The organism is Burkholderia sp. PAMC 26561 (assembly GCF_001557535.2).
Taxonomy (GTDB): domain Bacteria; phylum Pseudomonadota; class Gammaproteobacteria; order Burkholderiales; family Burkholderiaceae; genus Caballeronia.
Genome location: NZ_CP014306.1, coordinates 1,171,455 through 1,193,473, shown reverse-complemented (window position 1 = coordinate 1,193,473; position 22,019 = coordinate 1,171,455). Strand labels below are relative to the sequence as shown.

Sequence of the window (22,019 nt, the reverse complement as noted above, 5' to 3'; positions counted from 1 at the left end):
GGGGCCGAATCGCGGTAAAAGCTAACCGGTATAATTCTTCGATATCTCTTTCGAAGGTCCGCCACCTCGCGCGGGAACCCATGCTTTATCCAACTGAATTCGATGTGATCGTCGTTGGCGGCGGTCACGCTGGAACCGAAGCGGCGTTAGCCTCGGCCCGTATGGGCGCGAGCACGCTCTTGCTCACCCATAACATCGAAACGCTGGGCCAGATGAGCTGCAATCCGTCGATCGGCGGGATTGGGAAAGGACATCTGGTCAAGGAAATCGACGCGCTAGGTGGCGCGATGGCCGCAGCGACTGACGAGGCGGGCATTCAGTTCCGAATATTGAACTCTTCGAAAGGCCCGGCAGTGCGCGCAACGCGCGCGCAGGCAGATCGTGTTCTGTACAAGCAGGCAATCCGGCATCGGCTCGAGAACCAGCCTAATTTGTGGCTGTTTCAGCAAGCAGTGGAAGATTTGATGGTCGAAGGCGACCGTGTTGTCGGCGCCGTGACGCAGGTTGGCGTGCAATTCCGGGCCAAGGCCGTGGTGCTGACGGCTGGCACTTTCCTCGATGGAAAGATCCACGTAGGCTTGAACAATTACACGGGTGGACGGGCGGGCGATCCGGCTGCAGTAACGCTGTCGGCGCGCTTGAAGGAGTTAAAGCTCCCGCAAGGGCGGCTGAAAACGGGTACGCCGCCGCGTATTGATGGCCGCACGATCGATTACTCGAAGCTCGAAGAACAGCCTGGCGACCTCGATCCGATCCCAGTCTTCTCATTTCTCGGCCGCGTTGAACAGCATCCGCGCCAAGTGCCTTGCTGGGTAACGCATACGAACGAACATACCCACGACATCATCCGTTCTGGTCTTGACCGTTCACCAATGTACACCGGCGTTATCGAAGGCGTCGGGCCGCGGTATTGTCCATCGATCGAAGACAAGATTCATCGGTTTGCGTCGAAAGATTCGCACCAGATCTTCCTCGAGCCCGAAGGTTTAACGACAAACGAGTTTTACCCGAATGGCATCTCGACCAGTTTGCCGTTCGATATCCAACTCGCACTCGTCCGTTCGATGAAAGGCCTTGAACACGCCCACATCCTGCGTCCGGGTTACGCCATTGAATATGATTACTTCGATCCGCGTGGCCTGAAGGCATCGCTGGAGACCAAGGTGATATGCGGATTGTTCTTCGCAGGACAGATCAACGGAACGACGGGCTACGAAGAAGCGGGCGCGCAGGGCTTGTTGGCGGGGATAAATGCGGCCTTGCAAGTGAGCGGGCGTGAGGCATGGTGCCCGCGCCGGGACGAGGCGTATCTGGGGGTTTTGGTCGACGATCTGGTAACGCAGGGCGTGTCTGAGCCGTATCGGATGTTTACTAGCCGCGCTGAGTATCGCTTGTCGCTGCGGGAAGACAACGCCGACATCCGTCTGACGGAGATTGGCCGAACGCTTGGCGTGGTCGATGACTCACGTTGGAACGTGTTCAATGCAAAGCGCGACGCTGTTTCACGTGAAACACAACGACTCAAAACTACGTGGGTCACCCCGAAAACGTTGCCTGTCGATGAAGCCACAGCTTTGCTCGGTAAAGCGATCGATCACGAATACAGTCTTGCCGAGTTGCTGCGTCGCCCGGGTGTGACGTACGCCGACGTATGCTCGTTGCGTGGAAACACGTCCGGGCCCGACGCGCCGCTGGCGGAAGATCCGGTACTGCTCAGTCAAATCGAGGAGCAAATCGAGATTGCCGTGAAGTATCAAGGCTATATCGATCGTCAAGCTGGTGAGATCGAACGCAATGGGTCGCATGAAAACACGCGTCTCCCGGAAGGGTTTGACTACGCAGAAGTACGCGGACTCTCGTTCGAGGCGCGCCAAAAGCTGATCCAGCATCGTCCGGAAACGATCGGGCAGGCATCGCGCATCTCGGGCATCACCCCGGCGACGATTTCCCTGCTCATGGTTCATCTGAAGCGCACTTTTGGTCGCCACAATGATTCCACGGGAAACAATCGGGCAGGGCGTGGCGACGCTCGCTCCGTCTCGTGATGAAGCGTGAAGCCGGTGAAGCCGGACTGAGCACGCTGTTGAACGAAGGGATCGAGCAGCTCGCAATCGATGTCACGGAAGTGCAGCGCCAGAAACTGCTGGACTATGTGACGCTGCTCGGCAAATGGAACGCGGTGTACAACCTCACGGCGATTCGCGATCCGCGCCAGATGTTGATCCAGCACATTCTTGATTCGCTCGCGATTGTTCCGCACATGGCGGAGTCTGGTATTGCCCGGACAGCGCTGGATGTCGGCTCGGGCGGCGGTTTGCCCGGCATCGTGATGGCGATCGTACTGCCCAATTGGCAAGTCACGCTAAACGACATTGTGCACAAGAAAACGGCATTCCAGTCACAAGCCAAGCTGCAGCTCGGACTGAGCAATCTGTCCGTGGTGACTGGCCGGGTAGAAAGTCTGCGGCCGGGTTTGGAAGTCCCGGGTCTTTTTGACGTAATCGTGTCCCGCGCGTTCGCAGAGCTCTCCGACTTCGTTACACTTGCGCGTCATCTGGTTGCCGACAACGGTCGCATCTGGGCGATGAAAGGCATTCGGCCCGAAGGCGAGATCGAGCGTCTTCCTGCCTATGCCAAAGTCAACCGTATTGAACGCCTGCGCGTGCCCATGCTCGACGCCGAGCGCCACCTGATCGAAATTGAAATCGGAGCGGCCCAACATTGAACACTGCTGTCGACATCTCAAGCGAGCCTGAAGTCCAGGTAGCAAAGAAGGGACAAATCACGATGGCGAAGATATTCTGCGTCGCAAACCAGAAGGGCGGCGTTGGAAAAACGACCACCGCGGTCAATCTTGCTGCGAGCCTGGCGGCGCTCGACCAGCGGGTTTTGCTGATCGACCTCGATCCACAGGGTAACGCGACGATGGGCAGCGGTATCGACAAAGCTGCCGTTGAAAACACCGTCTACGACGTGCTTGTGAACGGCGTCACGGTACGCGAAGCAAGCACGCGTACGGATGCGGTCAAATATGATGTCTTGCCCGCAAACCGCGAACTGGCCGGCGCGGAAGTTGAGTTGGTCGGCGTGGAAAACCGCGAACGCGTGCTGCGCCATGCACTCGCCGATGTCCAGGCCGACTACGACTTCATCCTCATCGATTGCCCGCCCGCTTTGTCGCTGCTGACGCTGAACGGGTTGTGCGCGGCGCACGGCGTTGTCATCCCGATGCAGTGCGAATACTTCGCTCTCGAAGGATTATCGGATCTGGTCAACACGATCAAGCAGGTTCACGCGAATCTGAACCGCGATCTGAAGGTCATCGGATTGTTGCGGGTGATGTTCGATCCACGCATCACGTTGCAGCAGCAAGTATCGGATCAACTGAAACAGCATTTCGGCGACAAGCTTTTTGACGTTGTCATTCCGCGAAATGTCCGTCTGGCCGAAGCGCCAAGCTATGGATTGCCGGGGGTCGTGTTCGACCGGGCATCGCGTGGGGCGCAGGCGTATATCCAGTTCGGCACGGAAATGATCGAGCGCGTTCGCGCGCTTTAATGGACGGATTGGGAAGATGGCAGAACGAGGAAGCAAGATGAACGCGACGATGAAGAAGAAGGGTCTGGGACGCGGGCTCGAAGCTCTGCTGGGCGGTAGTTCGGATATCACCGAGGCCGTGCGCAGCGAGGGCTTGCCGAGCGTGCTGCGCCTCGATTCCATGCAGGCCGGCAAGTACCAGCCGCGTACCCGCATGGACGAGGGCGCGCTCCAGGAGCTTGCTTCGAGCATCCGCTCGCAGGGCGTGATGCAGCCGATCCTCGTGCGTTCCATCGGCGATGACCGCTACGAAATCATCGCGGGCGAACGCCGTTTTCGCGCCGCGAAGCTGGCCGGCCTCGAAGAAGTGCCGGTGCTCGTGAAAAACGTGCCAGATCAGGCTGCTGCAGCAATGGCCTTGATCGAAAACATCCAGCGCGAGGATTTGAATCCGCTGGAAGAGGCGCAGGGCATCCAGCGTCTTCTCGATGACTTCAACTTTACGCACGAACAAGCCGCCGAGTCAGTCGGACGTTCGCGCAGCGCCGTGTCCAACCTGCTGCGTTTGCTCAACCTCGCGACGCCCGTCCAGACCATGCTGCTGGCAGGTGACCTGGACATGGGCCACGCCCGCGCGCTTCTCGCCGTCGATGCCGCCACGCAGATCCAGCTTGCCAATCAGGTGGTGAACAAGCGCATGTCGGTGCGCGAAACCGAGAAGCTGGTTTCGTCGACGACGAAGGAAGCGCCCGCGACCAAAGCGCGCCTTGCCAACGATGGCGGCCGCGATACACGCCGCCTCGAGGAAGAATTGTCGGACCTGCTGTCGGCAAACGTCAAAATCAAGATGGGCGGGCGAGGGCGCGGCAAGCTGCAGATCGATTTCGGCGATCTCGATGCACTCGAAGGCATATTAGGGCGCTTGCGCACGGGCGTCGCGAACGACAAGGCGTCAGTGACAGACAGCGCATCGGCAACGCAAGCCTGACTCGATGCAACCGTCAGCGCACGCGAAACCTGCTCGGTTGAATCTGGTGGCGAAAGCATGGGCGCTGATCGCCGGCGAGCCGGTATTGGCAATCCTGATTGTCGCGTTGATCGCGCTCCAGGTTCTGCATCCCAAACCCTGGAGCGCTTTGCCGGCTTTGATCGACTGGCAGACCGTGCTGACGCTGGCCGGTTTGCTGATGCTCACGAAAGCAGTCGAACTCTCCGGTTTCCTGATGTGGATGGCGCACCGCGTGGTGCATCGAATACATGGTGAGCGCGGGCTTGCTTTCCTGCTGATCGGACTCGCTGCCGCGCTCTCCACCTTGCTCACCAACGATGTCGCCCTGTTCGCCGTCGTGCCGCTGACGCTGTCGCTGCATAAACTCGCGCCGCTTCCCATCAAGCGCCTGATCATCTTCATTGCGATGGCCGTGAATGCCGGGTCGATCCTGACGCCGCTCGGCAATCCTCAAAACCTGTTCCTCTGGCAGACCAGCGGTGTTTCGTTCGGCGCGTTCGTGTGGGCGCTGTTGCCGTTGTGCGTGGCGCTCATGGTGATGCTTTACGCGCTCGCCGCGGTGATGTTCCGCAACCGTCCGCTCGACCTTTCCGGCGACAAGGAAGCACACACAGTCGATGTCTCCCTGTGCGCGGTTGCGGGCATTGCATTCATAGCGTTCGTCGTTCTCGCCGATGCCCACCACGCGGGCCTCGGCCTCGCCGCGGTCGCGATCGGCTTTCTATTGTGGCGGCGTCAGGTCGTGCTGAAGATCGACTGGTTGCTCCTGTTGATCTTCGTGCTGATGTTCATCGTCTTGCGCAGTGTCGCGGCGTTGCCCTGGGTGCATCACGCGATCGCAAGCATCGGACTCGATACTCCGCTCAAGGCGTATGCGGCAGGTGCGGTGTTATCGCAGGGAATCAGCAACGTGCCCGCAGCGATCATGCTCGCCGAGTTCTCGAAGGACTGGCGTGCACTTGCATTCGGTGTGAGCGTCGGCGGCTTTGGCATCGCCATTGGTTCCCTCGCGAATCTGATCGCGGTGCGTTTATCCGGCGAACGCGGCATGTGGGGACCGTTCCATCTTATCTCGATCCCGTTCTGGATCGTCGCAGGAATAGTCGGCGCATGGCTTGTGTAGGCATCGTGAAGTCTCGTTGAACATCAACCTTTCAGTCCTGTCCCCAGTCGTTGTCCACACAAGCGAAATCTCTGATTTGAGACGTGTTTTTAAGGTGTATCCGGTTGTTTTTTGGTGACCCTAAGCTATTGAATCCGCGACAACAATCGCTTACAATCGCCCGGATTTAACAGCTTAGCGGCTCCGAAAGCGCAGCGTAAGTATGTTGCTCCTTCAGGCGACAAACCAACGGCAAATGCGCAGGTTGTGACTGACTTTAGTGAGATGTGTGATGGCGGTGCGAGAGCAGGATCGAGCGCCGGAAGGCGGAAATGATGGGCGCGTTTCAAGCCCTGCCGCAGATTTGACTGAACCTGGTTCAACCAGTTCAAATCCCACACCGGTTTCTTCAGGTCAGGCGCGCCACACGTCGAATCGTCCGTTCGACGATTCGTGGGACGCTGAAGCGAAAGATAACAATACTGTTCCGCTGACGCGGGCAGAGGCGGAGACGCTGTTTGGTCCCGAGGTGAGTCGTTCATCGCGTGTCACGCCGTTTAAGGTCGTGGCGGCGCAAATGGTTTTGTCCCTGGTTGCGACGTTGGTCTGGTGGCTGTTTTACAGCCCGCCGGGTATTGCTGTGCCGGGCGACGTGGCGCTGTCAGCGTTCCTGGGTGGCGCAATTTGCTGGGTGCCGAGCGCGTTGTTCGCAGCACGGCTGAAGGCGAAGAGCGGCGCTGAAACCATTGCGAGCTGGGTGATCGGCGAAGCCATGAAGATGGGCGCGACGATTGCGATGTTCGTCGCCATTGCGTACGGTTTCAAGGGCGTCCTGTGGATACCGCTGCTGGTCACGTATCTGATCGCGCTGAAGACGTACTGGATAGCAATGGCGTGGAAGTAGGTCGCGGCTGACGAACCTGACGTGCCAGGTAAGTGACGTAGTTACGGTAACAGAGCAGATTAATACGTGCGGATGCTTCACCTCCTGCACGCGGGCCCGTGCCCTGCCGATCGCCCTTGAATGGCGGCTGGAGGATCACACGGGCGGCGGAAGATTTTCGACAATTTGGGTGGCTTTAAAGTTATGGCAGCTAGCGAAGGAACGCACGCGATGGATCCGTCGGAGTACATCGCGCACCATTTGCAGAATCTCTCCACTTCTCAGCAGACGTCGATCTTCGATATCCACGTCTGGAATCTCGACACGCTGTTCTGGTCGATTCTTTGCGGCATTGTCACGATCATCATCCTCGGTCTGGCAGCGCGCAAAGCGACGTCCGGCGTGCCGGGACGTTTTCAGTGCGCAATCGAGATGCTGGTCGAGATGGTCGAAGACCAGTCGAAGTCGATGATCCACGGTAGCCGCCGTTTCATCGCCCCGCTCGCGCTCACGGTGTTCGTGTGGGTTGCGCTCATGAATTCGCTCGACTTCATCCCGGTTGACCTGCCGACGCGCGTGATCGGCTGGCTCGGTCTGACCGAGACGTTCCCGCACATGCGCGTGGTCCCGACGGCCGACCTGAACGGCACGCTCGGTATCGCCATCGGCGTGTTCGTGCTGATGATCTACTACAACTTCAAGATCAAGGGCGTTGGCGGCTTCGTGCACGAACTGCTGTCTGCTCCGTTCGGTGCGCATCCGCTGCTGTGGATCCCGAACCTTGCACTGAACATCATCGAGTTCGTCGCCAAGACGGTTTCCCTCGGCATGCGGCTGTTCGGCAACATGTACGCAGGTGAACTGTTGTTCCTGCTGATCGCCCTGCTCGGCAGCATGTGGCACTTCGGCGCGGACGCTTCTGTCCTCGGCTTCCTGGGCCACGTGGTTGCAGGAACGGTCTGGGCGATCTTCCACATCCTGATCGTGCTGCTACAGGCGTTCATTTTCATGATGCTGACGCTGGTGTACCTCGGCCAGGCGCATGACACGCACTAAGCAGGGAAGACTCACAGCAGGTCGGTAAATCGCGGCAGGACAACGCAGCGGAGAACCAAGAATCAGCAGAATCGTTTCGAGTTTCAATTTTTTATAAATCTAAGTTCCAAAGTCTTTTCACATAGGAGTAGTCATGAACGCTTTCATCGCCAACATCCAGGGTCTGACCGCCATCGGTATCGGCATCATCATCGGCCTGGGTGCAATCGGCGCCTGTATCGGTATCGGCCTGATGGGCGGCAAGTACATCGAAGCATGTGCTCGCCAGCCGGAACTGATGAACCCGCTGCAAACCAAGATGTTTCTCTTGGCTGGTCTGATTGACGCGGCGTTCCTGATCGGCGTTGGTGTGGCAATGCTGTTTGCGTTCGCAAACCCGCTGCTGTCGAAGCTCGCCGCAGGCTGAGTTTCCTCGGAAGTGTGCGCTTGAGCTTCGGCGTCAGGCGCAGGACGGAACGGGTGACGGCGCTTAATCGATGCAACCCTCGATCAAGCGCCTTGCCGTTTCACTCTCCGGATTAGCAACGTTTAAGGAAACACCGTGAATCTCAACGCAACCCTGTTTGCGCAAATGGTCGTGTTTCTGATCCTCGCGTGGTTCACGATGAAGTTCGTGTGGCCGCCGTTGATCAACGCCCTGGACGAGCGCTCGAAGAAGATCGCCGACGGCTTGTCAGCCGCCGAAAAGGGCAAGGCCGAACTCGAAGCCGCACATAAGCGCGTCGACCAGGAACTCGCGCAAGCCCGTAACGACGGCCAGCAGCGCATTGCAGACGCCGAAAAGCGTGCAGTGGCTGTCGCCGACGAAATCAAGGCTAACGCTCAGGCCGAAGCTGCGCGCATCATTGCACAAGCGAAAGCCGACGCAGAACAGCAAATCGTGAAAGCGCGCGAAGCATTGCGCGGCGAAGTCGCGGCATTGGCCGTGAAGGGCGCCGAGCAGATCCTGAAGCGCGAAGTCGATCAATCGGCTCACGCCGAGATGCTGAATCAACTCAAAACCGAGCTCTGATCATGGCCGAACTTGCAACCATCGCCCGACCGTACGCAGAAGCATTGTTCCGCGTGGCCGAAGCGGGTGAGCTCGCCGCCTGGTCTGACTTCGTCGAGGAGCTGGCTCAGGTTGCGCGTCTGCCTGAAGTGCTGTCCATCGCGACGAGCCCGAAAGTGAGCCGCGACCAGGTCAGCGAGCTGCTGTTGACGGCGGTGAAATCGCCGCTCGCCAAGCAGCCGGAGGCGAAGAACTTTGTGCAGATGCTGGTGGACAACCACCGGCTGACGCTGATGCCGGAAATTGCCGTGCAGTTCGACGAGCTGAAGAATTCCCGCGAAGGTGCGGCCGATGCGTTGATCGTAAGCGCATTCCCGCTGGAAGGCGCACAGTTGACCGACCTGCTCGCGAATCTCGAACGCAAGTTCCACTGCAAGCTGAAACCTACTGTTGAAGTCGACAAGTCGCTGATTGGCGGCGTGCGCGTGACGGTAGGCGACGAAGTACTCGATACCTCGGTCCGCGCGCGCCTCGCGAGCATGCAGACGGCGCTGTCCGCCTGACGCCTTTTGCGCCGGCGCGGTTAAGAATTGACTATCTGGAGTGACTAATGCAACTCAATCCCTCTGAGATCAGCGAGCTGATCAAGAGCCGGATCCAGGGCCTGGAAGCGAGCTCCGATGTTCGCAACCAAGGCACTGTGATTTCCGTGACCGACGGTATCGTGCGTATTCACGGTTTGTCGGACGTGATGCAGGGCGAAATGCTCGAATTCCCGGGCAACACCTTCGGCCTCGCGCTGAACCTCGAGCGCGATTCGGTTGGCGCCGTGATTTTGGGCGAATACGAACACATTTCGGAAGGCGACATCGTCAAGACGACGGGCCGCATTCTTGAAGTGCCGGTGGGTCCGGAGCTGCTCGGCCGCGTGGTCGACGCTCTGGGCGTGCCTATCGACGGCAAGGGTCCGGTCAACGCAAAGATGACCGACGCTGTAGAAAAGATCGCGCCGGGCGTGATCTGGCGCAAGTCGGTTTCGGAGCCGGTTCAAACGGGTCTGAAATCCATCGACGCAATGGTGCCGGTTGGCCGTGGCCAGCGCGAGCTGATCATTGGCGACCGCCAGTGCGGCAAGACGGCTGTGGCCATTGACGCGATCATCAACCAGAAGGGCAAGAACCTCTTCTGTATCTATGTCGCGATCGGCCAGAAGGCGTCGTCGATCATGAACGTGGTTCGCAAGCTGGAAGAAACCGGCGCGCTGGAATACACGATCGTGGTTGCGGCTTCGGCTTCGGAATCGGCCGCCATGCAATACCTGGCGCCGTACGCAGGCTGCACGATGGGCGAATACTTCCGCGATCGCGGCCAGGACGCGCTGATCGTGTATGACGATTTGACCAAGCAAGCCTGGGCGTATCGCCAGATTTCGCTGTTGCTGCGCCGTCCTCCGGGCCGTGAAGCGTATCCGGGTGACGTGTTCTACCTGCACTCGCGTCTGTTGGAACGTGCTGCTCGCGTGTCGGAAGACTACGTCGAGAAGTTCACGAATGGTGAAGTGAAGGGCAAGAGCGGTTCGCTGACGGCATTGCCGGTCATTGAAACGCAAGCCGGCGACGTGACCGCATTCGTTCCGACGAACGTGATCTCGATTACCGACGGCCAGATCTTCCTGGAAACCGACTTGTTCAACGCCGGTATTCGTCCTGCTATTAACGCGGGCGTGTCGGTGTCGCGAGTGGGTGGCGCCGCGCAGACCAAGGTCATCAAGAAGCTGTCGGGCGGTATTCGTACCGACTTGGCGCAGTATCGTGAGCTGGCGGCGTTCTCGCAGTTCGCATCGGACCTCGACGAAGCCACCCGCAAGCAACTGGAACGTGGCCGCCGCGTGACGGAACTGCTCAAGCAGCCGCAGTATCAGCCGCTGCAAGTGTGGGAACTGGCGATCGCGCTGTTTGCCGCGAACAATGGTTACCTCGACGATCTCGAAGTTGCTCAGGTCCTGCCGTTCGAAAAGGGTCTTCGCGACTACTTGAAGACGAAGCATGCGGACATGATCAAGCGCATCGAAGATAACAAGGACTTGTCGAAGGACGACGAAGGCGCATTGCATACCGCGCTCAAGGACTTCAAGAAGTCGGGCGCTTATTGATTTCGGTACTGATCTTCGGATTAAGTCGAAATTTGAAGCGGCGCGGGCCGCTTCTGGAACAAATGAAGCATCCCGCGCCGTTTCGATCGAGGAGTAAGCAATGGCTGGAATGAAGGAAATCCGCGGCAAGATCAAGAGCGTGCAAAACACGCGCAAGATCACCAAGGCTATGGAGATGGTGGCTGCGTCGAAAATGCGCCGCGCGCAGGAGCGTATGCGCGCAGCTCGCCCGTATGCCGACAAGATCCGCGAAGTCGCCGCGCACATGAGCGCTGCGACGCCTGAGTATCGCCATCCGTTCATGGTCGAGAACAAGGGCGCGAAAGCGGCCGGCATCATTCTCGTCACGACCGACAAAGGTCTGTGCGGCGGCATGAACACGAACATCCTTCGCGCTGCGCTCCTGAAGTTCAAGGAGCTGGAGCAGCAAGGCCAGACTATCGAAGCATCCGCGATCGGCAGCAAGGGTCTGGGCTTCCTGAACCGGCTGAAGGCCAAGACCGTGTCGCAAGTCACGCATCTGGGCGACACGCCGCATCTGGAAAAACTGATCGGCGCGATCAAGGTTCAGCTCGACCTGTATTCGGAAGGCAAGATCAGCGCGGTTTATCTGGCGTTCACCCGCTTCGTCAACACGATGAAGCAGGAAGCCGTGATCGAACAATTGCTGCCTTTGTCGGCAAGCGATTTCGCGCGCAAGGACGGCCTGGACAAGAACAGCGAAGCAGTCACGCCGACGACCTCGTGGGACTACATCTACGAGCCGGATGCGCAGACGGTTGTCGACGAACTGCTCGTGCGTTATGTCGAAGCATTGGTGTATCAGGCAGTGGCGGAAAACATGGCATCGGAGCAATCGGCTCGCATGGTCGCCATGAAGGCCGCGTCGGATAACGCAAAGACGGTGATCGGCGAATTGCAGCTCGTATACAACAAGAGTCGGCAAGCAGCGATTACCAAGGAATTGTCAGAGATCGTCGGTGGCGCTGCAGCGGTCGGTTGATCGCCAGCGTCGAATCGAACTGCGCCTGTCGCGCGAGTGAAGAATCAAGTATCTAAAGGAAATGCGATGAGTACTACTGCTTTGGTAGAAGGCAAGATCGTACAGTGCATCGGCGCAGTTATCGACGTGGAATTCCCGCGTTCCGACATGCCGAGGATTTACGACGCGCTCGTTTTGGAAGGCTCGGAGCTGACGCTTGAAGTCCAGCAACAACTGGGCGACGGCGTGGTCCGGACTATTTGTCTGGGTGCATCGGATGGATTGCGCCGCGGCACGATCGTGAAGAACACGGGCAAGCCCATCAGCGTGCCGGTCGGCAAGCCGACGCTTGGCCGCATCATGGACGTGCTGGGTCGTCCTATCGACGAAGCCGGTCCGATCAACACGGACGTCACGCGCGGGATTCACCAGAAGGCGCCGAAGTTCGACGAACTGTCGCCTTCGACCGAACTGCTTGAAACCGGCATCAAGGTTATTGACCTGATCTGCCCGTTTGCAAAGGGCGGCAAGGTTGGCCTGTTCGGCGGCGCCGGCGTGGGCAAGACCGTGAACATGATGGAACTGATCAACAACATCGCCAAAGAGCACGGCGGTTATTCCGTGTTTGCCGGTGTTGGCGAGCGTACCCGCGAAGGGAACGACTTCTATCATGAAATGAAGGATTCGAACGTTCTGGACAAGGTCGCGCTGGTGTACGGCCAGATGAACGAGCCGCCGGGCAACCGTCTGCGCGTGGCGCTGACCGGCCTGACGATGGCCGAGCATTTCCGCGACGAAGGTCTGGACGTGCTGTTCTTCGTGGACAACATCTACCGTTTCACGCTGGCTGGTACGGAAGTGTCGGCTCTCTTGGGACGTATGCCGTCGGCAGTGGGTTATCAGCCTACGCTGGCTGAAGAAATGGGCCGTCTGCAAGAACGGATCACGTCGACGAAAACCGGCTCGATCACCTCGGTGCAAGCCGTGTACGTTCCTGCGGATGACTTGACCGACCCGTCGCCGGCGACCACCTTCGGTCACCTGGATGCAACCGTCGTGTTGTCGCGTGACATCGCTTCGCTGGGTATTTATCCGGCAGTGGACCCGCTCGATTCGACCTCGCGTCAGATCGACCCGAACGTGATTGGCGAAGAGCACTACGCCATTACGCGCGGTGTGCAGCAAACGCTACAGCGCTACAAGGAATTGCGCGACATTATCGCGATTCTGGGCATGGACGAACTCGCGCCGGAAGACAAGCTCGCCGTTGCGCGCGCTCGTAAGATCCAGCGTTTCCTGTCGCAGCCGTTCCACGTCGCGGAAGTCTTCACGGGCTCGCCGGGCAAGTACGTGCCGCTGAAGGAAACCATCCGCGGCTTCAAGATGATCGTTGAAGGTGAGTGCGATCATCTGCCGGAGCAGGCGTTCTACATGGTCGGCACCATCGACGAAGCCTTTGAAAAGGCCAAGAAGATTCAATAAGGATGGCTGGGCGCGGGGATCGTAGACACCGCGTCCTATTGGAGTCGATATGGCAACTATTCAAGTAGACGTCGTCAGCGCGGAAGAGCAGATCTTCTCGGGCCGGGCGAAGTTCGTCGCGCTGCCTGGCGAAGCGGGTGAACTCGGCATCTTGCCGGGCCATACGCCGCTGATCACGCGGATTCGTCCGGGTGCGGTGCGCATCGAAGCGGAGAACGGCGAGGAAGAGTTCGTGTTCGTCGCGGGCGGGATTCTCGAGATTCAGCCAGGCGTGGTGACGGTTCTCGCCGACACCGCGATCCGTGGCCAGGATCTCGACGAAGCCAAGGCAATCGAAGCGAAAAAGCACGCGGAAGAAGCGCTGCAGAACACGGGATCGAACCTCGAATATGCAACCGCGCAAGCGGAACTCGCGTACGCGACGGCTCAGATCGCGGCGATCCAGCGCTTGCGGAAGATTCGCGGTCAGCATTAAGCGTTTCGCTGGTCTTGAGGTTTCAGGGAAAAGCAGCCTTCGGGCTGCTTTTTTTATTGCCGGCCGCGCTGTCCCTCTGCTCCCGCGCATTTCTGCATATCCGACACGCACATATTCACGGTGCGTTGCGGGTAACACTCAATGCCTTCCGCGATCCGCCCGATGCACAATCAGTCTTCCGAATGGCTTTCACGGCGCCATGCCGTGCAGCCTTCCACTTCACATGGAAGAGACCCTGGATATGGCTACCCCATCGACGCAAGCCGGGCCGCAGATCGAACCACTCGATGGCCTGTCCTATGTTCGCGGCTCGACAGAGATTGCGCTGAGCGACGCCACGGTTTCACGCTTTCTTCTCGATACCGTCGCGCGATTTCCGGATCGTCCGGCGGTGGTTTTCCGGGAGCAAAACATCCGCTGGACCTGGCGTGATTTCGCCAATGAAGTCGATGTCCTCGCGTCCGGACTATTGCAACTCGGCGTTGAAGCAGGTGACCGCGTGGGCATCTGGTCGCCGAACCGCGTCGAATGGTTGTTGACGCAATTCGCCACTGCGCGGATCGGCGCGATCCTGGTGAACATCAATCCGGCGTACCGGCTCGCCGAACTGGAGTACGCGCTGAACAAGGTCGGCTGCAAGGCGCTGATCGCGGCGGAACAGTTCAAGTCGTCGAAGTATCTTGAGATGTTGCAGGCGCTCGCGCCGGAACTCGAGACCGCCGAGCCCGGTTCATTAAACGCTACACGCTTCCCCGATCTGAAAGCCGTGATCCGCATGGGCGATGGCGCGACGCCCGGAATGCTGCGCTTTTCCGATGTCATGTCCCGCGGCCGTGATCGGCTGGACACGAAGCAACTCGATACCCTGGAATCGAAGCTCAGCGCATTCGATCCCATCAACATCCAGTTCACGAGCGGCACCACTGGCAATCCCAAGGGCGCCACGCTTACGCATCACAACGTGCTGAACAACGGCCGTTACATAGCGCATTCGATGCTGCTGACCGAGCAGGATTCGCTCTGTATTCCCGTACCGCTCTACCACTGCTTCGGCATGGTGCTGGCGGTGCTGGCGTGTGTATCGTCGGGAGCGACGATGGTTTTTCCGGGCGAAGCCTTCGATCCGGCAGCAACCCTCGCCGCCGTCGATCAAGAACGCTGCACGGCGCTTCACGGCGTACCGACAATGTTTATCGCGGAGCTGGATCTTCCCGACTTCGACAAGTTCGACCTGAGCCGTTTGCGCACGGGGATCATGGCGGGTTCGCCGTGCCCTATCGAGACCATGAAGCGCGTGGTCGCGAAGATGAACCTGCGCGAGATCACCATCGCGTATGGGATGACCGAAACGAGTCCCGTGTCCTTCCAAAGCTCGACCACCGATCCCCTCGATAAACGCACGACCACCGTCGGCCAGATCCAGCCCCATCTGGAAGTGAAGCTCGTCAATCCGCTCGGCGAGATCGTCCCGGTCGGCGAGACGGGCGAACTCTGCACGCGCGGCTATTCGGTGATGAAAGGCTATTGGGGCGATGAAGCGAAGACGCGGGAAGCGATTATCGACGGCTGGATGCATACCGGCGATCTCGCCACGCTCGACGCGCAGGGGTATTGCAACATTGTTGGACGGTTGAAGGACATGCTGATTCGCGGCGGCGAAACATCTATCCGCGCGAGATCGAAGAGTTCTTGTTTCGCCATCCGAAGATTCAGTCCGCGCAAGTCTTCGGCGTTCCCGATAGTAAATACGGCGAAGAGGTCTGCGCGTGGATTGTTCTCAGACAAGGGGAGTACGCAACGCCCGAAGATATCCGCGAGTTCTGCCAGGGACAAATTGCGCACTACAAGATCCCGCGGCACATTCGATTCGTAGACGAACTGCCGATGACCGTTACCGGCAAGATCCAGAAATTCATCATGCGCGCCCAGATGATCGACGAGCTGAAGCTGTCTGAAGTGAAAACTGCTTGAAGAGCATGATTCGACACGAAAAAAACGGTCGCCGGAATAATCACGGCGACCATTTCATTCTTGCGCAAACGTTTGTCCAGACGAAAAAAAGCGGGCCTGGAGCCCGCTAAAAACCACACGCTACGGGGTTAGCGCGAGGAGACCAAAGGTGGGAAAGGGGCCGATTCCTGTTTTGTCGACCAACGAACCCAACAAACATGCCCCTGAAAACCGGGCTTCGGCGCTATGCCGACCGATGAGCGCAAGTGAGTGGTGTTGCTCTTTTCCCACACTGCACTCGATCACATATGTGTTGAGACCGTTGAAGTGATTGTGGGCGAATAATCCGGGCGTCACCGTAACAAAGTGTTTCAGGTTGTAACCCTTGAACCGCAAGGCTGAGCGGGATTTCTCGTCGGCTTTTTGTCTGTGGAGATCGACTTTGCTTGTGCAGTTCATGTTCTAGCACAGTCCCATATTTTTAAGCACAATCAGAATCCCGTCGGCCAGATCGGGCGACGCAATGCATGGAGACAAGACGCATGACCATCGACGCAGACCTGCTCGCGTACTACGCAAAGGTCGCTGAAGCCTTCCCCCCACTCCCCGCCGATGCCGACGCACAGGCCATGCGGCAACGATTCCAGGACGTGGCGCGCAAGTTCGCAGCATCGCGTCCGGCCGGCGTCAAAGTGGAAAACATCGTGTTGCCGCTCGACGGACGTGATCTGGGGGCGCGGGTTTATCGGCCGGAGGAAGCCAGCGGGCCGTTGCCGCTCGTCGTTTATTTCCACGGCGGCGGCTGGGTACTCGGCGATCTCGACACGCACGACCTGATGGTCGCGCGCCTCGCGCTGGATTCGAATTGCGCGGTGGTGAGCGTGGACTATCGGCTTGCGCCCGAATTTGCGTTCCCAACGCCTGTGAACGACGCGCTCGATGCACTGCTGTGGCTGGCCGAGCATCGGTCGCGGCTGGGCTTCGCGACGAACCGTCTGGGCGTGGCCGGAGATAGCGCCGGAGGTCACCTCGCGGCCGTCGCGGCGCGTGCGGCGAACGACCGTGTGGCGGGTCTGGTGACTGCGCAACTGCTGATCTATCCGGTCGCGCGATGCCGCTTCGAAGGCGGCAGCTTTACGGCAAATGCCGAAGGGCCGGGCCTCAGCACGGAAGAGATGAGGTGGTACTGGGCGCAGTTCCTGACCAGCCAACCGCCCGCCGATGACGATGTCCGCGCGTTCCCCCTCGCCGAGTCATATGACCGGACACCGGCACGGGCGTTGATTGTGGGCGCTGCATACGATCCGCTGTACGACGACGCGCACGAATTCGCGCGTTTTCTGGAGGCCAATGGCGGCCGCGTCGAGGTGATCGATGCGAAAGACATGACCCACGGCTTTGGCCGGATCCAGGCGCACTCGAAATCCGCTGAAGCGTGGATGAGAAAAACGGCCATGCGCCTCGGTGAATTGTTACACGCACCGCGTTGACTTTTTGCCGGTCAGCGCCATTGGATTACGCGGCGCTTACGCACAGATTCGTAAGCGTCGATTTAGCTTCACTTAAGCCATTTATCGAAGATGGACTGGTACTCACCCGTCGATCGCGACAAATGCAGCCATTGATCCACGTATTGCTGGAACACCACATCTCCGCGTGGCAGCAGATACGCTTTCTCCGCGAACTGGAAGGGCTTGTCCGGATGGACTGAACATAATCCGGGATTGAGCTTTTGCTGGAGCAGCGTTTCGGAGGCATCGGTGACCATGACGTCGGCGCGGCCATCGAGGATCTCCTTGAAGATCGTCACGTTGTCCGGGTACTCGATCAATTGCGAATGTGTCAGGAATTGCTTCGCGTATTTCTCGTTCGTGCCCCCGGGATTCACGATCGTGCGCACACCCGGCTGATCGATCTGTTCAACGGTCTGGTATTTGTCGGCATCGGCGCAGCGGACGATTGGCGTCTTGCCATCGACCATGTAGGGCTGCGTGAAAAACGCGTGCTTCTGGCGCTCCAGCGTGACGGAAATCCCGCCGACCGCAATGTCGCACTTCGCCGTGAAATCGCTCATCAGGTTTGACCACGATGTCTTCACGAACTCCGGCTTGACGTTCAGGGAACGCGCCAGGTTCTGCACCATGTCGATATCGATGCCTTCGAACTGTCCGTCCGGCCGCAGGAACGAATGCGGCTTGTAGTCGCCCGTGGTGCAGATGCGCAGCGTGCCGCGTGCGAGGATTTCATCGAGCCGGGAAGCGGGCGCCGCGGTTGCCGACGGCGCACTCGCCACCGGCGCGGACTTGCCGGTGATGCTGCCGGCCTGCACGGTCTGCGCGGATGCGCCGGACGCGAAGGCCATCGATAAAACGGATACGGCGGCGCAGAAGGCGAAGAATCTCATCAATGCTCCTTGTTGTACGTTGCGAGCGGCCGATGATATCGGTGCAACCGCGCGCTGGATATTGGCGATGCCCCGGCCTCGGACCACATGGAAGGTGGCGGAAATCCCGCCGCCGCGTCCGGTAGAATGCCCTTTTGCCTAACGCTAAAGCCTGAGCCACGTGCCTTCCACACTTCTCAACGATACCTTCCTGCGCGCGCTGCAGCGCCAGCCGGCCGACTACACGCCGATCTGGCTGATGCGTCAGGCGGGCCGCTACTTGCCTGAGTACAACGCCACGCGTTCGCGCGCCGGCAGTTTCCTCGGCCTCGCGACCAACCCGGATTACGCCACGGAAGTCACGCTGCAGCCGCTCGAACGTTTTCCGCTCGACGCCGCCATCCTGTTCTCCGACATCCTGACCATCCCCGACGCAATGGGCCTTGGCCTGAATTTCGTGCAGGGCGAAGGTCCCCGGTTCGAGCGCACGGTGCGCACCGAGGAGGACGTGGCGAAGCTGGCGGTGCCGGATATCGATGCCACGTTGCGTTACGTGACCGACGCGGTATCGCAGATTCGCCGCGCACTCACCGACGCACAAGGGCGCCAGAAAGTGCCGCTGATCGGCTTTTCGGGCAGCCCGTGGACGCTCGCCTGCTACATGGTGGAAGGCGGCGGCTCGCCCGATCATCACAGGGTCAAGGCGATGGCCTATTCGCGGCCGGACCTGATGCATCGCATTCTCGATATCAACGCGCAGTCCGTGACGGCATACCTGAACGCGCAGATCGAAGCGGGCGCGCAAGCCGTGATGATCTTCGACACGTGGGGCGGTGCGCTCGCCGATGGCGCGTATCAGCGCTTTTCGCTCGATTACATCGCGAAGGTCGTTGCGGGACTCAAGCGCGAACACGATGGCGTCAAGGTGCCGGTCATCACGTTCACGAAGGGCGGCGGCTTGTGGCTGGAACAGATTGCATCGATCGGCGTGGACGCAGTGGGTCTCGACTGGACGGTGAACCTCGGCCAGGCGCGCGAGAAGGTGGGTGACAAGGTCGCGCTGCAAGGAAATATCGACCCGACGGTGCTGTTTGCATCGCCGGCGGTGATCCGCACGGAAGCGCGTGCGGTGCTCGACAGTTTCGGCAACCATCCGGGGCATGTGTTCAACCTGGGCCACGGAATCTCGCAATTCACACTGCCGGAAAACGTTGCGGAACTGGTTGACGAAGTGCATCGGCACAGTCGCGCGATTCGCTCAAAGAACTGACATTTGATCAAAAAAGATTGCTGCGCTGCGTCACGAAAAGCTTACGCAAGACGATTCGCGGGGCAGCAAGAGTGGCTCGAAATGCCCGTGGTTTGGCCGTTCGCCTAATGTCAAGAGTTGACTTATGCACATTTTGTACGCTGCGGCGCGCAATCCTCAATGCATACCAAAAGGGCTTCGCGAGGTTGTGAATTGTCATCTCAAATGCATGATTAATAAGAGAAATTCAGACTACTCCCGCTATGTGGGGTACCGAACACAAGCAGCGAGATCGCGGTTTTTTGCCCGTGTCAACCAAAGTTCTCAACAAAGTTATCCACAGCCCTGTGGAAAGCGACGAAATCTCAAAAATAATCCACGGCTTAGCGGCGATTGTGATGTTTCACTTTAACTTCGTAACGCTCAGCCCGATGTTCAGGTGGAAGCACTGCGGCGCTGTGGTTCGCGGGCGGTGCGGCAATTGAGCGTCTTCGTTCGCGTCGCGCTGGACCACCCGCTGGCGACACTTTTCGACTATCGATACAACCTCGCGCCCACGCCACTTCCCGGCATGCTGGTGCAGATTCCGTTCGGGCGTCGCGATGCGGTCGGCATGATTTGCGAAGTCACGGACCATAGCGATGTTCCGGCTGACAAGTTGCGCGATGTGGTCGCCATTTGCAGCGCGCTTGCGCCGCTTGCACAGGAATGGCGGGCGTTGACGCTGTTCGCCGCTGATTATTATCAGCGCGGATTGGGCGAGGTCGCCTTGCCCGCGCTGCCGCAGGTTTTGCGCGATGCATCGCGCTGGGCGAAGTTGCTCGCGCCCGATGAGCGCTACAGGTTGACTGCCGAAGGGCGCGCCAATCTGCCGGATGGCCTGCCCGTGCGCGCGACCGCGTTGCGGCGCCTGGCCGATGCCCTCGCTGCCAACCCCACGCTACCCGCTGCGGATGCCCGCGCGCTGCATCCAAAAGCCCGCGCGACGCTCGATGAATGGCAGTCCCACGGTTGGGTATCGCTGGAAACGGGCGATGTTCCGGCGGAGGACATTGCGCTAGAACCATCGCTAGAAAAGCCGCGTTGCTCCACGCCAGCGATGCGCTTTTGCCGCAGCTCACAGCCGAACAAGCCGAAGCCGTCGATGCCATTCGCCACGCGCAAGGCTTCGCCACGTTCCTGCTGCATGGCGTGACGGGCAGCGGCAAGACCGAGGTTTATCTTCACGCACTGGCCGATCTGCTCGCTGCCCGCCCTGATGCTCAGGCGCTCGTGCTCGTCCCTGAAATCAACCTCACGCCGCAATTCGAAGCCGCTTTCCGCACCCGGTTCGCTGCGTTGCCGGAAGGCGCCATCGTCACGATGCACAGCGGCCTGGCCGAGGGAGAACGCGCGCGCAACTGGCTCGCGGCACATACCGGCCGCGTGCGGCTCGTGCTCGGGACGCGGCTTGCTATCCTGGCATCGATGCCGAAGCTGGCGCTGATCGTCGTCGATGAAGAACACGATCCCGCGTACAAGCAGCAGGAGGGCTTGCGTTATTCGGCGCGGGATCTGGCGGTGTATCGGGCGAAGGAAATCGGGATTCCGGTCGTGCTCGGGTCGGCGACGCCATCGCTGGAAAGCTGGTGGCAGGCCGAGCAGGGCCGCTACGTCAAACTCACGCTGACGCGCCGTGCAGTGGCGACCGCCGTCCTGCCGAGCGTGCGGCTGATCGATCTGGAAGAGGAAAAGCAACGCGGCCGGGCGTCGGTGGAAGGCTTGTCCGGACCTTTGGTTGCCGCGATGAAGACGCGACTCGCACGCGGCGAACAAAGTCTCGTGTTCCTCAACCGTCGCGGCTACGCACCCATTCTTTCCTGCGATGCCTGCGGCTGGGTCGCCGGCTGTCCGCGATGCAGCGCCTACGTCGTGCTCCACAAGCCCGAACGCGCGCTGCGCTGCCACCATTGCGGCTGGGAATCGCGCATTCCGAAGTCCTGCCCGGATTGCGGCAACGTGGACATCGCCCCGATGGGGCGTGGCACGCAACGCGTCGAGGAAACCCTGGCGACGGCGGTGCCGGGCGCGCGGGTCCTGCGCATCGATGCCGACAGCACGCGGCGCAAAGGCAGCGCGCAGGCGCTTTTCTCCGATGTCCACGCGGGCGAAGTCGATATTCTCGTCGGCACGCAGATGATCGCGAAGGGGCACGACTTTCAGCGCGTGACCTTAGTCGGTGTTCTCAACGCCGACACAGCGCTGTTCTCGCACGACTTCCGCGCAAGCGAACGGCTGTTTGCGCAGTTGATGCAGGTGAGCGGACGGGCGGGGCGCGCGGGCTTGCCTGGCGAAGTGATGATCCAGACGCGCTACGCACGGCACGCGCTTTACCACGCGCTGGCCCGGCACGATTACGTCGGCTTCGCCAATTCGACGCTGGCCGAACGGCGCGATGCGCATTTGCCACCGTTTGTTTATCAGGCGATGTTGCGGGCGGAAGGGCGGACGCTGGAAGTCGCGCTGGACTTTCTGGGCGCGGCGGCCGCGGAGTTTGCTGCGCTGCCTGGGGCCGAGAGGGTGACGGTCTATGACGCGGTGCCGCTGACGATTGTGAAGGTGTTCAATGTGCATCGCGCACAATTGCTGCTTGAATGCGCGTCACGAGCGGTCTTGCAGAACGCGCTCAGGGCCTGGCAACCCGTGTTGCGAGGAATCAAGGTCAAAGGCCTGATTCGATGGAACGTTGAAGTCGATCCACTCGATATCTAGGCCCGCACCGACTTCGT

The 22,019-nt window shown here is 59.7% G+C and carries 18 protein-coding genes and 2 pseudogenes; 19 read left to right on the top strand and 1 reads right to left on the bottom strand.

The genetic code is table 11. From position 1 onward, the window contains the following. The first annotated feature begins 80 nt into the window (after positions 1-80). The 16 genes and pseudogenes from mnmG (at position 81) to AXG89_RS05585 (ending at position 17,109) form a co-directional block, all read left to right on the top strand. Positions 81-2,045 (top strand): tRNA uridine-5-carboxymethylaminomethyl(34) synthesis enzyme MnmG, encoded by a 1,965-nt coding sequence (gene mnmG, locus AXG89_RS05660; RefSeq protein ID WP_062168447.1) that lies wholly within the window; start codon positions 81-83, stop codon positions 2,043-2,045. After that, entirely contained in the window at positions 2,045-2,725 is a 681-nt protein-coding gene (gene rsmG / locus AXG89_RS05655) for a 16S rRNA (guanine(527)-N(7))-methyltransferase RsmG (protein WP_062168445.1), read from the top strand. The genes mnmG and rsmG overlap by 1 nt, the downstream gene beginning before the upstream one ends. Positions 2,726-2,787: 62 nt before the next feature. After that, entirely contained in the window at positions 2,788-3,558 is a 771-nt protein-coding gene (locus tag AXG89_RS05650) for a ParA family protein (RefSeq protein ID WP_062170303.1), read from the top strand. Positions 3,559-3,595: 37 nt separating this feature from the next. Continuing rightward, complete coding sequence (locus tag AXG89_RS05645) at positions 3,596-4,525, top strand: ParB/RepB/Spo0J family partition protein (protein WP_062168443.1); 930 nt, start codon at positions 3,596-3,598, stop codon at positions 4,523-4,525. Positions 4,526-4,529: 4 nt separating this feature from the next. Further along, positions 4,530-5,669 carry an SLC13 family permease gene (locus AXG89_RS05640; RefSeq protein ID WP_062168441.1) on the top strand — a complete coding sequence of 380 codons (1,140 nt, stop codon included), beginning with the start codon at positions 4,530-4,532 and terminating at the stop codon, positions 5,667-5,669. A 271-nt stretch (positions 5,670-5,940) separates the two neighbouring features. Beyond that, complete coding sequence (locus AXG89_RS05635; RefSeq protein WP_062168439.1) at positions 5,941-6,552, top strand: ATP synthase subunit I; 612 nt, start codon at positions 5,941-5,943, stop codon at positions 6,550-6,552. 183 nt (positions 6,553-6,735) lie between these two features. Next, positions 6,736-7,587 (top strand): F0F1 ATP synthase subunit A, encoded by an 852-nt coding sequence (gene atpB, locus AXG89_RS05630; protein ID WP_062168438.1) that lies wholly within the window; start codon positions 6,736-6,738, stop codon positions 7,585-7,587. Between the two features lie 133 nt (positions 7,588-7,720). Beyond that, positions 7,721-7,993 (top strand): F0F1 ATP synthase subunit C, encoded by a 273-nt coding sequence (gene atpE, locus AXG89_RS05625; RefSeq protein ID WP_047895197.1) that lies wholly within the window; start codon positions 7,721-7,723, stop codon positions 7,991-7,993. Positions 7,994-8,128: 135 nt separating this feature from the next. Then, complete coding sequence (locus AXG89_RS05620) at positions 8,129-8,599, top strand: F0F1 ATP synthase subunit B (RefSeq protein WP_056356289.1); 471 nt, start codon at positions 8,129-8,131, stop codon at positions 8,597-8,599. Between the two features lie 2 nt (positions 8,600-8,601). Continuing rightward, on the top strand, positions 8,602-9,141 hold the full coding sequence (locus AXG89_RS05615) for a F0F1 ATP synthase subunit delta (protein WP_062168436.1): 540 nt from the start codon (positions 8,602-8,604) through the stop codon (positions 9,139-9,141). Positions 9,142-9,188: 47 nt separating this feature from the next. Next, complete coding sequence (gene atpA / locus AXG89_RS05610; RefSeq protein ID WP_062168434.1) at positions 9,189-10,730, top strand: F0F1 ATP synthase subunit alpha; 1,542 nt, start codon at positions 9,189-9,191, stop codon at positions 10,728-10,730. A 100-nt stretch (positions 10,731-10,830) separates the two neighbouring features. Then, on the top strand, positions 10,831-11,733 hold the full coding sequence (gene atpG / locus AXG89_RS05605) for a F0F1 ATP synthase subunit gamma (protein WP_062168432.1): 903 nt from the start codon (positions 10,831-10,833) through the stop codon (positions 11,731-11,733). Positions 11,734-11,799: 66 nt separating this feature from the next. Beyond that, entirely contained in the window at positions 11,800-13,194 is a 1,395-nt protein-coding gene (atpD, locus tag AXG89_RS05600; RefSeq protein ID WP_056356281.1) for a F0F1 ATP synthase subunit beta, read from the top strand. A gap of 49 nt (positions 13,195-13,243) precedes the next feature. After that, entirely contained in the window at positions 13,244-13,669 is a 426-nt protein-coding gene (locus AXG89_RS05595) for a F0F1 ATP synthase subunit epsilon (protein ID WP_062168430.1), read from the top strand. A 241-nt stretch (positions 13,670-13,910) separates the two neighbouring features. Beyond that, positions 13,911-15,640: pseudogene (locus AXG89_RS05590) on the top strand (AMP-binding protein). A 521-nt stretch (positions 15,641-16,161) separates the two neighbouring features. After that, a complete protein-coding gene (locus AXG89_RS05585; protein WP_062168428.1) occupies positions 16,162-17,109 on the top strand; it encodes an alpha/beta hydrolase in 948 nt (315 codons plus the stop codon). 68 nt (positions 17,110-17,177) lie between these two features. Here the strand turns inward: AXG89_RS05585 and AXG89_RS05580 are convergent, their stop codons facing one another. Then, complete coding sequence (locus tag AXG89_RS05580) at positions 17,178-18,023, bottom strand: transporter substrate-binding domain-containing protein (RefSeq protein ID WP_062168426.1); 846 nt, start codon at positions 18,021-18,023, stop codon at positions 17,178-17,180. A gap of 160 nt (positions 18,024-18,183) precedes the next feature. On the opposite strand from AXG89_RS05580, the gene hemE reads away from it, so the two are divergent. The 3 genes and pseudogenes from hemE (at position 18,184) to AXG89_RS05570 (ending at position 22,002) form a co-directional block, all read left to right on the top strand. Beyond that, a complete protein-coding gene (hemE, locus tag AXG89_RS05575; RefSeq protein ID WP_062168425.1) occupies positions 18,184-19,272 on the top strand; it encodes a uroporphyrinogen decarboxylase in 1,089 nt (362 codons plus the stop codon). Between the two features lie 451 nt (positions 19,273-19,723). Then, positions 19,724-20,278, top strand: a pseudogene (locus AXG89_RS44600) (primosomal protein N'); the annotation flags it as partial. Further along, positions 20,248-22,002: a primosomal protein N' gene (locus AXG89_RS05570; RefSeq protein WP_442861744.1), complete on the top strand. Its 1,755-nt coding sequence runs from the start codon at positions 20,248-20,250 to the stop codon at positions 22,000-22,002. The pseudogene AXG89_RS44600 and the gene AXG89_RS05570, both read left to right, overlap by 31 nt. Positions 22,003-22,019: the final 17 nt, after the last annotated feature.

Coding starts and splice junctions, on each gene's coding strand:
- mnmG (WP_062168447.1), top strand. CDS start 81: ATGCTTTATCCAACTGAATTCGATGTGATCGTCGTTGGCGGCGGTCAC.
- rsmG (WP_062168445.1), top strand. CDS start 2,045: ATGAAGCGTGAAGCCGGTGAAGCCGGACTGAGCACGCTGTTGAACGAA.
- AXG89_RS05650 (WP_062170303.1), top strand. CDS start 2,788: ATGGCGAAGATATTCTGCGTCGCAAACCAGAAGGGCGGCGTTGGAAAA.
- AXG89_RS05645 (WP_062168443.1), top strand. CDS start 3,596: ATGAACGCGACGATGAAGAAGAAGGGTCTGGGACGCGGGCTCGAAGCT.
- AXG89_RS05640 (WP_062168441.1), top strand. CDS start 4,530: ATGCAACCGTCAGCGCACGCGAAACCTGCTCGGTTGAATCTGGTGGCG.
- AXG89_RS05635 (WP_062168439.1), top strand. CDS start 5,941: ATGGCGGTGCGAGAGCAGGATCGAGCGCCGGAAGGCGGAAATGATGGG.
- atpB (WP_062168438.1), top strand. CDS start 6,736: ATGGCAGCTAGCGAAGGAACGCACGCGATGGATCCGTCGGAGTACATC.
- atpE (WP_047895197.1), top strand. CDS start 7,721: ATGAACGCTTTCATCGCCAACATCCAGGGTCTGACCGCCATCGGTATC.
- AXG89_RS05615 (WP_062168436.1), top strand. CDS start 8,602: ATGGCCGAACTTGCAACCATCGCCCGACCGTACGCAGAAGCATTGTTC.
- atpA (WP_062168434.1), top strand. CDS start 9,189: ATGCAACTCAATCCCTCTGAGATCAGCGAGCTGATCAAGAGCCGGATC.
- atpG (WP_062168432.1), top strand. CDS start 10,831: ATGGCTGGAATGAAGGAAATCCGCGGCAAGATCAAGAGCGTGCAAAAC.
- atpD (WP_056356281.1), top strand. CDS start 11,800: ATGAGTACTACTGCTTTGGTAGAAGGCAAGATCGTACAGTGCATCGGC.
- AXG89_RS05595 (WP_062168430.1), top strand. CDS start 13,244: ATGGCAACTATTCAAGTAGACGTCGTCAGCGCGGAAGAGCAGATCTTC.
- AXG89_RS05585 (WP_062168428.1), top strand. CDS start 16,162: ATGACCATCGACGCAGACCTGCTCGCGTACTACGCAAAGGTCGCTGAA.
- AXG89_RS05580 (WP_062168426.1), bottom strand. CDS start 18,023: ATGAGATTCTTCGCCTTCTGCGCCGCCGTATCCGTTTTATCGATGGCC.
- AXG89_RS05570 (WP_442861744.1), top strand. CDS start 20,248: ATGGCAGTCCCACGGTTGGGTATCGCTGGAAACGGGCGATGTTCCGGC.